Source organism: Marinobacter xiaoshiensis, from assembly GCF_031631795.1.
Lineage (GTDB): Bacteria > Pseudomonadota > Gammaproteobacteria > Pseudomonadales > Oleiphilaceae > Marinobacter > Marinobacter xiaoshiensis.
On sequence record NZ_JAVMBO010000018.1, the window covers coordinates 343,394 to 355,831 of the forward strand.

A 12,438-nucleotide genomic window follows, 5' to 3' on the forward strand; every position below is an offset into this window, starting at 1 on the left:
ATGCGACCAGTCAGATCAGGGCTTCATTACCAGATAGATTGCTCGCCCCTGACGCACCACTCGAACTGAGACCGCCCGCCCTTCCGGCAAGGTTCTGACAACCTTACGGAAGTCATCAACCGATGACACAGCTTTTCTGTTGATTTCGGTAATCACATCCCGGGCGCGAATACCTGCATTGTAAGCCGGACCTCTGCCAACGCCTGTTACAATAACGCCGCCCGACACACCTATAGAGTCCGCCAGCTCTGATGGTAATGGTTCAACGGTGAGCCCCAGTGGCGCCGCAGATGAATTACTGCCCGAGGGGCTCGCTTGCTGAGCGCCACGCTCGTCCGGTAACTGGCCGATCTCCACATTCAGGGTGATTTCTTTCCCACCGCGAAGAACGGTCAGCCGCGCTGATTCTCCTACCGGGGTGCGCCCCACCCTTGGTGGCAAATCAGACGACAAATGAATATCTTCACCATCGTACTCAAGAACAATATCACCGGACTGCAAACCACCAGCTTCGGCCGGTGAACCTGACATCACCTCTGCAATCAAGGCACCCCTTGGGCGCTTGAGACCAAACGACTCAGCCAGGTCGCGATTAACTTCCTGAATCAACACGCCGAGCCAGCCACGGGATACCACACCGCTATCACGTATCTGACGAAATACACTCATGGCATCATCTATGGGGATGGCAAATGAAACCCCCATAAAGCCGCCCGAACGCGTGTAAATTTGTGAGTTGATACCAATAACCTCACCATCCATATTGAACAGCGGGCCGCCAGAGTTGCCTGGATTAATAGCAACATCTGTTTGAATAAAAGGCACATAGTTTTCTGACGGCAGTGAGCGCCCGAGCGCACTGACAATGCCAGCCGTGACCGTGTAGTCAAAGCCAAACGGTGAGCCTATTGCAAACACCCACTCCCCCACTCTGAGATCCTTGGACCGCCCTGTTTTTACAACGGGCAAGTCATCCCCATTCTCGATCTTTAAAACTGCCATATCCGAGCGGGGATCTGTGCCAACCAGTGTTGCTGGCAACTCACGACGGTCATTGAGCCGGACGATAATCTCATCAGCCCCTTCAACCACGTGATTATTGGTCAGCACGTACCCGTCAGCAGATACAATGAACCCGGACCCCATAGAGCGGCTTGGCTGTGAACCACCCGGCGCACCACCAAACGGCGATTGCGGGCCACGGAAGAACTCCTGAAAAAACTCGGGCAACTGATCGAACTGACGCTCATCAAAAGGCAACCCGTGAAAGCGTGTGCCGCCCGCTGCAGGAGTACTGGTGGTGCTTATATTGACGACTGCGTCTGCATTTTCTTCAACAAGCTCGGTAAAGTCTGGCAAGCTCCGCGCTGCACCTGACTGACTCCAGACCACCAGCACAAAGGCCAGCAACATCATCAGCACAGAAGCCGGCACCCTCTGAGTGAGTGATGCCGGGGAAAGCCAGGTAACTGCTGGTGTAGTTCTCAGCATATCAGGGTCCCCTGTAAGTCATGTTAGCGAGTCTGTATGTGAAACCGCTCCGGCCGGGATACGGTTAACCCGAAGCAGCCTGGGTTCATAACCACCGGATTTCCGGTGTTGTAATTTCCGGCTTATAAAAAAGCCTGATGCAAGGCCAGCGGCCGCGCCGACCATAGAAACAAAATCATTGCCTCCGGACACCTGATGCCCAACCACACTGGCAACCACCATAAGCAGTAACGGTAGCGCATACACCAGCATCGATGCTCCCAGGAGTGCACTTTCCTCAATACCGAGCGTAACGTCCTGGCCAACACAGGCATTCACAGAATTAACAACCCGAACCTGATTGGCACGCCCGCCAGTCGCTGAAGCCAGTAACTTCTGCCCACACCCGTTGCGTGCCGAACAGCTTTGGCAGGCACTGATGCGAATGGTCTGAACCCAGGCGTGTTCACCTGAAACAGCTACCACTTTGCCAGTCTCGGTAATCACGGCTTTGCTACACCCAGCACAAACGTCTCATCAATCCGCACTGACTCAGCAACCTGACGCGCAGAGGCGGGAGGCAACTCACCTACCACAGTCACTAAAAACATTTTGTTACCGCTTTCCAACTGACGCATATAAACGGTTGTTGCTCCGATACGCGAGGCCCCTGTAGGCATACTGATCCTGCCGGCAGGTTCAACAAAGACCGAGAATGCTGCCAACCCATCCGAAAATGCAACTGCCTGACCTTTGCCGGACCCTGGCGCAGCAGCCGGTTCAAACCCTTCTGGCCGCCAACCCAGGTGCCACCCATGCATACGCGGCACTTTAGAAACCTCTCCCTCCGAGCCTGAACCACTGAGGGTGCGGGAGATCTCTCGCCCTTTGGAGCGGATCTCAAATTCGCTGTCAGAAATATCCTCGGTGATCTCCAGGCTGGTGAACTGGAAGTGTTCCAGCACTTCACCTTTTGCCGTGCGTACGTGGCTTTTTACCAGAAGTCCTGTCGATTTTTCCAGCCAAAGGCTGTGACTGTATCTGTGTTTATCGTTAGCCGTTAACGCCACAGTTACCACCTCATAACCGGCAACTCGATCCTCACCTTTCAGCTCGGCAGTGTACCACCGGTTTACGGGAATCAGCTGGTTTGTAAAGGCCTCAGCAAAAGGGCCGGAAGGTATGATCTGATCCAGTTGCACCTTACCCTGTTCCGGGAGTACACAGACGACTTTCATATCCCGGCGCACGATTTCACCAGTGCCTCCATCCTGCAAAACCAGCCGTTCCTCCACAATGCCATTGTGATAACGGTGGGCAATCTGCATGGAATGGACGTTGGCACCCCGGGCATACACAAACACACCGCGGTAAGAAGTCATATTGAGGGCGGGCCCCAACTGTTCAAGCCAGTCAGCCGCCGTTTTATCCCCGGCAAATGAGTACGCCGGCATCATCACTGCCAAGACAAGGGCGAGGAGGCTCTGCGCTGTCAGATCAGTTAAACTCAGGCCAAAATAACGGGCTTTGCTCATGGACACCTTCATCACTTGCTATCAATAGCCGCCACTTGCGCTGACAAGGCGGGCATAGCCCACTGAGCCCTGCCCTGCACCTACACTATTGTGCTGGGCGTGCTCCAACAGATAGCGACTCATGTGCTCCCACTGTTTCTCATCAAGCCCCTGCAAGGCAACCTCCTGAACTGGCCCGGCATTGGCGGGCGATTCATTTGCAGATGCTTCCGTGGCAGGGGCAGACGCCAGCGTACCGGAAGAAACCGCATCGGAGTCCCAGCCTGTGCCCGCACCAAAACCAACCAGCAAAGCAGCGGCAACCATGGCCGCGGCTGCTGGCCACTGCCAGAATCGCTGCGGCTCTCGGTGCCGCGCTGCGGCAGGATTTTGCGGCCTGGCACGCCCATCGAGCGCTTCACGCACTGCAGCACTGACATCAACGCCCTCAGCCGGGGAGCGCCCCCGGTGCATCAGATCATGCACACCCTGCCACCGCTGCCACTGGGCGCGAACATCGGCCTGATTTTCATGGGACAACAGACGCCGAACCGACAGTTCATCGGCTTCATCGTCCATCATGGCCGACAGCGTTTCTCTGAGACGATCATCCATAGGATGCACCTTCAATTACGTCACCGAATGATTGAGCATAGGCCCCAAATGCTTGTCAACAGCATCCCTGGCCCGAAAAATACGCGAGCGCACAGTCCCGATAGGGCACTCCAGAATCCCCGCGATGTCTTCATAACTGAGACCGTCATACTCCCGCAACAGGAACGCTGATCGCAGCTCCTCTGGCAGATTGGCTATGGCGTTACTCAGCTCTTTCTGCAACTGCTCTCGCTGAAGCAAGCGCTCGGGCGAAGCGATGTCACGCAACCGCCGTCCATCATCAAAGTTCTCGGCTTCCGCTGAGTCAGCGCTGCCCTGAGGCCTTCGATTACGAGATTCAAGATGGTTTTTCGCGGTGTTCACCGCAATACGATACAGCCAGGTATAAAAAGCACTGTCGCCACGGAAACGGTCAATGGCACGGTAGGCCTTGATGAACGCCTCTTGGGTAAGGTCCATGACCTCTTGGCTGTCGTATACATAACGGCTGATGATAGAAGCCACCCTTGACTGGTATTTAACTACCAACAAGTCAAAGGCTGCACGATCCCCGCCCCGAACTTTGCGAACAAGTTGCAAATCGGTCTGGCGATCTGACGGCTCAGCCTGTTTTTGATCATTTTGGGCCATGGTCGATGTGCCGGTACGCTCCGGTTTCATGGCCAGTATTTCGGCCGATACGAGTTTCTGGTGATTCATACGCTCTATCCGGCGCCCGTTTCAAGAAAAGGACAACCCTGCCTGCTAAGCCTGTTATCCGTTAGGCCAAATAGACAGCAAGCGTAAAGTTTAGTTCAATACACGTCTACATTATGGCCCGCGACAACGACCCGATGCCACAGTCCCACGAATACGATGTTCTTATTATTGGCAGCGGCGCTGCCGGCCTGACCGTTGCCTTAAATCTGCCGGAACACCTGAAGGTGTGTGTTGTGAGCAAGGCAGACATCAGCAGCGGCGCCACCCTCTGGGCCCAGGGCGGCATTGCCGCCGTTCTGGACGACCAGGACTGTACCGAAAACCATGTGCAGGACACACTCGTGGCCGGCGGAGGTCTTTGTAACGAAGATGCCGTGCGCTTTACGGTTGATAACAGCAAAGAAAGCATAGATTGGCTTATTGGCACCGGGGTTGATTTCACACGGGATACAGACGCCCAACTCCACCTCACCCGGGAAGGCGGGCATAGCCACAGGCGCATAATCCATGCTGCCGATGCCACTGGGTACGCGGTATCGACAACTTTGACCTCCCAGGCACAGGCCCGATCCAACATTGAGCTGAAGTCCGGACGTGTTGCGGTAGATCTGATTACCAATCGCAAGCTGGCCCTACCCGGCAACCGCTGTGTTGGCGCCTACATACTGAACCTTGAAGACAACCACGTGGAACTGTTCCGGGCGCGCTTCACGGTGATCGCAACCGGCGGCGCATCCAAGGCGTACCGATACACCACCAACCCTGACGGCGCCTCCGGGGATGGCATTGCCATGGCCTGGCGTGCAGGCTGTCGTGTCGCGAACATGGAGTTTAACCAGTTCCACCCGACCTGCCTGTACCATCCTCACGCCAAGTCATTCCTGATTACCGAAGCCGTGAGAGGCGAAGGTGGATTACTGAAACTGCCTGACGGCTCCCGCTTTATGGATCGCTTCGACAAGCGTGGAGAGCTGGCGCCCCGAGACATAGTGGCCCGCGCCATTGACCATGAAATGAAGCGACTGGGTGCCGACCACCTGTATCTCGACATAAGCCACAAGCCTGACGACTTCATCCGGCATCACTTCCCGACTATCTACGAGAAGTGCCTTGAATTTGGTATCGACATCACACGCGATCCAATCCCAGTGGTGCCAGCAGCACATTACACCTGTGGCGGTATTGTCAGTGATGTGCGGGCAAGAACCGATATCAACCAGCTTTATGTGGTGGGTGAAGCCGGGTTTACCGGACTTCATGGCGCCAACCGTATGGCCAGTAACTCGTTGCTGGAATGTCTGGTCTATGGGCGAGCTGCCGCAGCCGATATTGCGCGCAGGGAGGCAGATATTCCGCCCCCACCGGACGCCCCGGCATGGGACGAAAGCCAGGTACGCGATTCCGACGAAGACGTTGTTATCTCCCACAACTGGGACGAACTGCGGCACTTCATGTGGGACTACGTTGGCATTGTGCGCACCAGCAAACGCCTGCAGCGGGCAAAACACCGGGTTGATCTTCTTTCTGCAGAAATCAGCGAGTTCTACAGCAACTACCGGGTAACCAACGACCTTCTGGAATTGAGGAACCTGGTAACCGTGTCCGATCTGATTATCTGCTCAGCGTTGCAACGCAAAGAGAGCCGAGGCCTGCACTACACGCTGGATTACCCGGGACTACTACACGAAGCCCGTGATACCGTACTCGTACCAACCACTTACAGAACCCCTTCGCCGTAAGGGCAGCGACCAAGAGAGCAATTATGCAAGACACCCAAGCAGAAAACCCGGATTTCAAACGTCTCTGGTGGCATAGCCGCCGTGGCATGCTGGAACTGGATGTCCTGCTTATCCCGTTCCTGGAAGAAGCCTACCTTGGCCTGGACGCGGAAGACCAGGAGCGCTACAAAAAGCTCCTGAGCTGCGAAGACGCGGACATGTTTGAGTGGTTTATGCAACGCAGCCGCCCAGATGACGCAGATCTGCAGCGTATCGTTGACATCATTCTCGCCCGTGTCCAGCCGGATTGACCTGACGCTGTCACCCAGTGTGGCGGTTGGTTGCCTGGCCGCCACGCCATGGCTAACAGCCAGCGCTTTCGTACTCATTGCCGCTGCTGCCGGTAAAAGCTGGCTGTACGCGCTAGCGCCACTTACCCTTGCGGGTGCCCTCTTCCAATACCGACTCAACGGGCTGCTTATTGGTCCTTCTGCAGTTCTCGGGTTGTACCTGGAAAAAAACACGCTCTACGCACGACTCGGCAACGGGCAAACCGCAGCTGTTAGCGCCTGCCGTTCTAGCCGCCTGAACTCCCGGATGGCGCTCTTGAAACTGCACGCTGTCGCCTCCAGATCTACTTCATATCCGGTTGTGATACTCTCGGGCCAACGGGTTTCCGGTAATCTGCCCGAAGAACAATTTCGACGCCTGAGACTGTGGCTCAGACTGGGCCGCACTCAACAATCCTTTGATTAGCATTCTGCCCGGAGTTTTTCCATGACTGGTACAGAAACACCTGTTTCAGCCACGCCTGTTTATGCTTCTGCCGAACGCCCACTTCCAACGTCGGGCCACATCCAGCTGACCAACCGAGTCCTGGTTCGCATCTCCGGTCCAGGCACTGACAAGTTCTTGCAGGGCCAGTTAAGCCAGAACCTTGATGACGTCAAAACCGGTACTTCACCCCGCGCTGCAGGCGCCACACCCAAGGGCCGGGCATACTGCCTGACCCGTCTGGTGCGCGATGGTGATGACGTGCTCATGGACCTGCCTTCCGAGCTGGCAGAAGCAATCATGACTCACCTGAAAAAATACATGATGCTGTTTCGTGGAACCACCATGACCGCGCTCACTGACGGAAGGATCATCGGGCTACTGGGCATTGAGGCAGCATCAGGCCTTGCAAGAGATGAGCTGAACAGCCTTGAGACTGCCGGGGATACCCTTATGCTGGATTGTGGGTTTCTGATTCGCACAGAAAACACAGCAGACGGCCTACCTCGTTTTGAACTGTGGCAAGCCAGTGCAAGTGATGTGCAACTGGGCGACATTCCTGAAAAAAACCTCTCTGACTGGCAAGCCTCGGAGATTGCAGCAGGCGTGCCCATGCTGAGCAAGGCATCCAGCGACGCCTACGTGCCGCAGATGCTTAACTGGCAGCATCTGGGTGGCGTGCATTTCAAGAAAGGCTGTTATACCGGCCAGGAAATTATCGCCAGAATGCACTTTCTCGGACAACTTAAAAAAAGCCTGTTCCGCTTTCGTATTGCGGATGCCAACTCGCTACCTGTGCCGGGAGCCTCAATCATGGCGGGCGATCGGTCAGTAGGGGAAATCGTCAACGCAGTGGGCTTCACTGACGGCTCTTGCGAACTACTTGCGGTTATTCGGCATGACGCCGCTAACGCAGTCCTGTTAGCAGAAGGTTTGCCACAGGCAGTGCTGGAGCAGCAGCCACTGCCCTACTCGGTTACCGAGCGTGAGGGAAGTGAACCAAAGGATACATAAGTTGACAGGCAAGGCTGTCAGAATTTGCTATAAATAGGGACTATACTTCTGGCCTTCAGATTGCTCATCTCACAGGATAATGGGCGACCTGAACTGACAAGCGGATCCATACGAAATCATGTCGAACATTGCCGAAACCATCAAAGCGGATCTTATAACCGCGATCGAAGAAGACAAACTCCTACTCCCAACATTACCGGAAGCCGCACTTCAGGTAAGGGATATTGCCGAGTCTGAAGACTCCGCCATCGCAGATCTGGTAAAGGTCATCAGCAACGACACTGCTCTGTCTGCACGCATCATCCGTGTGTGTAACAGCCCTCTCTTCCGGGGCAATCGAGCTATAGAGAACCTGAACATGGCTGTTAGCCGTCTGGGCATGGCTTACACCAGCAGCCTGGCCATGGGCTTGGCGATGCAGCAAATGTTCCAGGCAACCTCAGAGATGATCGACAAGCGCTTGCGCGCAACCTGGCAAGCGAGTACCGAAGTAGCAGGCATTTGCCACGTACTGGCCCAGCACTACACCAAACTGAAACCGGATCAGGCAACGTTGGCAGGCCTGGTTCACCTGATTGGCGTGTTACCTATCTTGCGTTACGTGGAAGATGAAGACATACAAATCAGCGGCGCCATGCTCGACAGCGTTATTGAAGAACTGCACCCCAGAATCGGCACTGCCATCCTGAAAAAGTGGGACTTCCCCAAGGACCTGTTGAACGTTCCTCTGGAATTCGCCAAATTCAAGAGGGAGGTCCCCTCAGCCGACTACGCCGATCTGGTTATGATCGCTAACTTGCAGCTGATTTCAGGGACAGAGCACCCTTGGGCACAGATGGACTGGACTGCCATTTCAGCATTTGACCGCCTCGGCCTTGACCCGAACATTGATATGAACGAAGAAGAAGATCTTAATGCTCAAATGGAAGCCGCAATGGCGCTGCTTCAATAATCGGCATCCAGATCTGCTTTCGAAGGTAGCGCCCAACATACTGGCGCATGTCCTTGCTCCCGGAGCCATTCATTGGCCCGGGAGAAATGCTTGCAACCAAAGAATCCACGATACGAACTGAGTGGTGACGGGTGCGGCCCTTCAAGCACCAAATGCCGACTACGATCAATGTGCCGCCCTTTCTTTCTGGCATAGTTACCCCAGAGCAAAAACACGACCCCATCGCCTTTACGATTCACCGTTTCGATCACACGATCAGTAAACGTCTCCCAACCTTTGCCTTGATGGGCGCCTGCCTGGCCTTGCACGACTGTGAGCACGCTGTTCAGCAGCAATACGCCCTGTTCTGCCCATGGCTGCAGACAGCCGTGATCAGGCGGAACAATGCCCAAATCACTCTCGATTTCCTTAAAAATGTTAACAAGTGAGGGCGGCGGCGGAACGTCTGGCCTTACAGAAAAGCACAGGCCGTGCGCCTGGCCGGGGCCGTGGTAGGGGTCTTGCCCAAGAATCACAACACGCACATTACCCAGAGGCGTGCTGTTAAGGGCATTAAAACAGTGTTTGCTGTCCGGGAAGAGGACCTTTCCGGCACTTTCTTCTTCGGCGAGAAATTCTGCCAGCGCCTTCATGTAGGGCTGGCAGAATTCACCTGAGAGATGTTCTTTCCAGCCCCGGTCGGGCCTGAGAGTGTTTGCCAGTGCCTCAACCGGGTGCATGATTACTCCTCGTCTTTCGAGTTCTCGGCCTTGTGCTCAGGGCGCATGGCCGGGAACAGGATTACGTCGCGAATGGACGGCGAATTGGTCAGCAGCATGGCCAGGCGGTCAATGCCAATGCCCTCGCCCGCTGTTGGCGGCAGGCCGTACTCCAGTGCCATCACGTAATCTTCATCGTAGAACATGGCCTCATCGTCGCCGGCATCTTTCTCGGCAACCTGCGCCCTGAAGCGCTCAGCCTGGTCTTCCGCATCGTTAAGCTCGGAGAAACCATTGGCAATTTCACGTCCACCCACAAAGAACTCGAAGCGCTCGGTCACAAATGGATTACTATCCTTGCTGCGGGCCAGCGGTGACACTTCCTTCGGGTACTCGGTAATGAACGTTGGTTGCATCAGGCGATGCTCTGCCGTTGCTTCAAAAATTTCGATTTGAATCCTGCCCAGGCCCCAGCCGGATTTCACATGGATGCCCAGATCTTTTGCCACCTGACGAGCAGACGTCTCATCCGCCAACTGCTCGGCAGTTACATCAGGCGCATAACGCAGGATTGCATCAACTACGGTCAGACGCTCAAAGGACTTACCAAAATCGTACTCGATACGCTCTTCGGTGCCGTCGGCCAACATGCGTGTATTCACGACAGTGGTGGTACCCAAAACATTCTGCGCGATCGTGCGTAGCATGTCCTCGGTAAGATCCATCAGATCGTTGTAATCCGCATACGCCTGATAGAACTCGACCATGGTAAATTCGGGGTTATGGCGGGTAGAAAGCCCTTCGTTCCGAAAGTTTCGGTTGATCTCGAATACCCGCTCAAATCCGCCTACAACCAGGCGTTTAAGGTACAGCTCCGGCGCAATGCGCAGATACATATCCATACCCAGTGCGTTGTGATGGGTAACGAACGGGCGCGCAGTTGCCCCACCGGGAATCACCTGCAGCATGGGCGTTTCAACTTCAATGAAATCCCGATCTGCGAAAAACTGGCGCATGGAAGTGATGATTTTCGAGCGCGCCAGGAACACCCGGCGACTGTCTTCGTTAACCATCAAATCCACATAACGGTGGCGGTAGCGTGATTCAGTATCGGTCAGCCCTTTATGTTTCTCGGGCAGCGGACGCAGAGACTTGGTGAGCAATACATACTCATCCATAGCCACATAGAGATCGCCTTTACCTGATTTACACAAGGTTCCCCGCACACCGACAATATCCCCCAGGTCCCAATGCTTGGTGTCTTTCTGCACATCCTTGGTGGCGTAGATCTGGATACGACCAGTCATGTCCTGAACCACCTTGAATGCCTTGCGGTCCAGCATCATGCGGCCTGCAATCGCAACCTTGATATCCAGTGACTCAAGCTCTTCCTTGCCATGATCACCGTATTTAGCCTGCAACTCAGCAGCGGTGGCATCACGACGGAAGTCGTTAGGGAACGGATTGCCACTTTCACGCAGTTCGGCCAACTTGGCGCGACGCTCAGCAATCAGCTTGTTGTCCTCTTGGGGTGCATTCTTGGCGTGTTCAGTCATGTTGGCTCACTAGAAAATCAGGGGTGTCCGGAGTTGGCTTGGCAATGGCGCTGATTACAGCGCCATCTTCAGGCTGGCTTCAATGAACTTATCAATATCACCATCCAACACCGACTGGGTGTTGCTGGTTTCAATTTTGGTACGCAAATCCTTGATGCGGCCGTCGTCCAGCACGTAGGAACGAATCTGGCTGCCCCATCCAATATCGGATTTGGCATCTTCAGCTTTCTGTTTCTCAGCGTTACGCGCCTGCATCTCATGCTCATACAGCTTGGCTTTGAGCTGTTTCATCGCCTGATCTTTGTTCTGATGCTGGCTTCGGCCGGCCTGACAGGCAACAACAATACCGGTCGGGTTGTGGGTCAAACGTACCGCAGATTCTGTGCGGTTAACGTGCTGACCACCTGCGCCAGAGGCACGGTAAACATCTACCCGCAGATCTGCCGGGTTGATCTCAATCTCGAAACTGTCATCCACTTCGGGGGTAACAACCACCGATGAAAACGATGTATGGCGACGGTTACCAGAGTCAAAAGGCGACTTGCGAACCAGGCGGTGAACACCAGTTTCTGTTCGGGCCCAACCAAAGGCATACTCACCTTGAATATGAACCGTGGCACTCTTCACGCCCGCTACTTCACCTTCCTGAAGCTCCACAATTTCTGTCTTGAACCCCCGGCTCTCAGCCCAGCGCAGGTACATGCGCAGAAGCATATTAGCCCAGTCCTGAGCCTCAGTTCCGCCCGACCCTGCCTGAATTTCCAGATAGGCGTTGTTTGGGTCCATCTCACCGGAAAACATCCGGCGGAATTCAAGCTTCTCAAGCTCGGCTTCCAGAGCTTCAAGATCCGACACAATCTCATCGACCGTGTCGGCATCATCTTCCTCAACAGCCATTTCCAGCAGGCCTTCTGCATCAGAAAGGCCGGATGTGAGGTTATCGATGGTGCTAACAATCAAATCAAGATCAGAACGCTCCTTGCCCAACGCCTGGGCGCGCTCAGGATCATCCCACACCGTGGGCATTTCCAATTCACGTTCTACTTCGACCAGCCGCTCACTACGCTGATCGTAGTCAAAGATACCCCCTGAGCGTCTCAGTACGCTCACGAAGCTCTTTAATCTTCGTCACAATGGGATTAACTTCCATAAGACCAATACTCAATGTTGGAAAATGATGCGTAAAACAGACGCGGGATTCTACCGGAATTCCAGCGGTAAATCAGCCGTTGCCTATACTCTGGTGGCTGCGCTGATCAGGAACGGCTTGCCGGGAGGCGCTGTTAATACGTCCCTGTACGCTTGACGAAAACATCCATGTTTTCGACACTCCCGGCAAGCCGTTCCCGACCAGCGCCCGTTGTTTGGAGTAAGTCTGCTGCAAATACAGCCTCAACCCTACTAGTTAGTCGATTAAATTCGCCCAAC

At 54.7% G+C, this 12,438-nt stretch carries 13 protein-coding genes; 5 read left to right on the plus strand and 8 right to left on the minus strand.

The window, feature by feature from the left end; all coding sequences use genetic code 11:
• Nucleotides 1-15: 15 nt before the first annotated feature.
• The 5 genes from RKA07_RS16975 to rpoE form a co-directional block, all read right to left on the minus strand.
• On the minus strand, nucleotides 16-1,416 hold the full coding sequence (locus RKA07_RS16975; RefSeq protein ID WP_265091897.1) for a DegQ family serine endoprotease: 1,401 nt from the start codon (nucleotides 1,414-1,416) through the stop codon (nucleotides 16-18).
• A 93-nt stretch (nucleotides 1,417-1,509) separates the two neighbouring features.
• The gene (locus tag RKA07_RS16980) at nucleotides 1,510-1,977 is read right to left on the minus strand and encodes a SoxR reducing system RseC family protein (RefSeq protein ID WP_200201904.1); all 468 of its coding nucleotides are present in this window, start codon (nucleotides 1,975-1,977) and stop codon (nucleotides 1,510-1,512) included.
• Complete coding sequence (locus tag RKA07_RS16985; protein ID WP_200201905.1) at nucleotides 1,974-3,005, minus strand: MucB/RseB C-terminal domain-containing protein; 1,032 nt, start codon at nucleotides 3,003-3,005, stop codon at nucleotides 1,974-1,976. The genes RKA07_RS16980 and RKA07_RS16985 overlap by 4 nt, the downstream gene beginning before the upstream one ends.
• 21 nt (nucleotides 3,006-3,026) lie before the next feature.
• Entirely contained in the window at nucleotides 3,027-3,599 is a 573-nt protein-coding gene (locus RKA07_RS16990; RefSeq protein ID WP_200201906.1) for a sigma-E factor negative regulatory protein, read from the minus strand.
• 15 nt (nucleotides 3,600-3,614) lie between these two features.
• A complete protein-coding gene (gene rpoE / locus RKA07_RS16995) occupies nucleotides 3,615-4,229 on the minus strand; it encodes an RNA polymerase sigma factor RpoE (protein WP_227714839.1) in 615 nt (204 codons plus the stop codon).
• A gap of 203 nt (nucleotides 4,230-4,432) precedes the next feature.
• Between rpoE and nadB the strand changes: the two genes are divergently transcribed.
• The 5 genes from nadB to RKA07_RS17020 all read left to right on the plus strand — a co-directional run bounded on the left by nadB (nucleotide 4,433) and on the right by RKA07_RS17020 (nucleotide 8,756).
• Nucleotides 4,433-6,037 carry an L-aspartate oxidase gene (nadB, locus tag RKA07_RS17000; RefSeq protein ID WP_200202113.1) on the plus strand — a complete coding sequence of 535 codons (1,605 nt, stop codon included), beginning with the start codon at nucleotides 4,433-4,435 and terminating at the stop codon, nucleotides 6,035-6,037.
• Between the two features lie 23 nt (nucleotides 6,038-6,060).
• Nucleotides 6,061-6,327, plus strand: coding sequence for an FAD assembly factor SdhE (locus RKA07_RS17005; RefSeq protein WP_200201908.1), 267 nt, complete (start codon nucleotides 6,061-6,063; stop codon nucleotides 6,325-6,327).
• Nucleotides 6,293-6,772 (plus strand): hypothetical protein, encoded by a 480-nt coding sequence (locus RKA07_RS17010; protein ID WP_227714808.1) that lies wholly within the window; start codon nucleotides 6,293-6,295, stop codon nucleotides 6,770-6,772. Before RKA07_RS17005 ends, RKA07_RS17010 begins: the two co-directional genes overlap by 35 nt.
• Before the next feature lie 21 nt (nucleotides 6,773-6,793).
• Entirely contained in the window at nucleotides 6,794-7,804 is a 1,011-nt protein-coding gene (gene ygfZ / locus RKA07_RS17015) for a CAF17-like 4Fe-4S cluster assembly/insertion protein YgfZ (RefSeq protein ID WP_200370142.1), read from the plus strand.
• A 118-nt stretch (nucleotides 7,805-7,922) separates the two neighbouring features.
• Nucleotides 7,923-8,756 carry an HDOD domain-containing protein gene (locus tag RKA07_RS17020; protein ID WP_200201910.1) on the plus strand — a complete coding sequence of 278 codons (834 nt, stop codon included), beginning with the start codon at nucleotides 7,923-7,925 and terminating at the stop codon, nucleotides 8,754-8,756.
• Here RKA07_RS17020 and ung read toward each other — a convergent pair.
• From ung to prfB, 3 genes are all read right to left on the minus strand, one after another.
• Entirely contained in the window at nucleotides 8,750-9,475 is a 726-nt protein-coding gene (gene ung, locus RKA07_RS17025) for a uracil-DNA glycosylase (protein ID WP_310966906.1), read from the minus strand. The two genes, RKA07_RS17020 and ung, sit on opposite strands and share 7 nt — an antisense overlap.
• A gap of 2 nt (nucleotides 9,476-9,477) precedes the next feature.
• The gene (lysS, locus tag RKA07_RS17030; protein WP_200201912.1) at nucleotides 9,478-11,010 is read right to left on the minus strand and encodes a lysine--tRNA ligase; all 1,533 of its coding nucleotides are present in this window, start codon (nucleotides 11,008-11,010) and stop codon (nucleotides 9,478-9,480) included.
• Nucleotides 11,011-11,064: 54 nt separating this feature from the next.
• Nucleotides 11,065-12,160, minus strand: a protein-coding gene (gene prfB, locus RKA07_RS17035; RefSeq protein WP_200201913.1) for a peptide chain release factor 2 whose coding sequence is annotated in 2 segments (ribosomal slippage) — nucleotides 11,065-12,087 and nucleotides 12,089-12,160 — 1,095 coding nt in all. Because the reading frame shifts where the segments join, the coding sequence is not laid out codon by codon here.
• Between the last annotated feature and the right edge of the window lie 278 nt (nucleotides 12,161-12,438).

Coding starts and splice junctions, on each gene's coding strand:
- lysS (WP_200201912.1), bottom strand. CDS start 11,010: ATGACTGAACACGCCAAGAATGCACCCCAAGAGGACAACAAGCTGATT.
- RKA07_RS17020 (WP_200201910.1), top strand. CDS start 7,923: ATGTCGAACATTGCCGAAACCATCAAAGCGGATCTTATAACCGCGATC.
- ung (WP_310966906.1), bottom strand. CDS start 9,475: ATGCACCCGGTTGAGGCACTGGCAAACACTCTCAGGCCCGACCGGGGC.
- rpoE (WP_227714839.1), bottom strand. CDS start 4,229: ATGGCCCAAAATGATCAAAAACAGGCTGAGCCGTCAGATCGCCAGACC.
- RKA07_RS17005 (WP_200201908.1), top strand. CDS start 6,061: ATGCAAGACACCCAAGCAGAAAACCCGGATTTCAAACGTCTCTGGTGG.
- RKA07_RS16975 (WP_265091897.1), bottom strand. CDS start 1,416: ATGATGTTGCTGGCCTTTGTGCTGGTGGTCTGGAGTCAGTCAGGTGCA.
- ygfZ (WP_200370142.1), top strand. CDS start 6,794: ATGACTGGTACAGAAACACCTGTTTCAGCCACGCCTGTTTATGCTTCT.
- nadB (WP_200202113.1), top strand. CDS start 4,433: ATGCCACAGTCCCACGAATACGATGTTCTTATTATTGGCAGCGGCGCT.
- RKA07_RS16990 (WP_200201906.1), bottom strand. CDS start 3,599: ATGGATGATCGTCTCAGAGAAACGCTGTCGGCCATGATGGACGATGAA.
- RKA07_RS16985 (WP_200201905.1), bottom strand. CDS start 3,005: ATGAGCAAAGCCCGTTATTTTGGCCTGAGTTTAACTGATCTGACAGCG.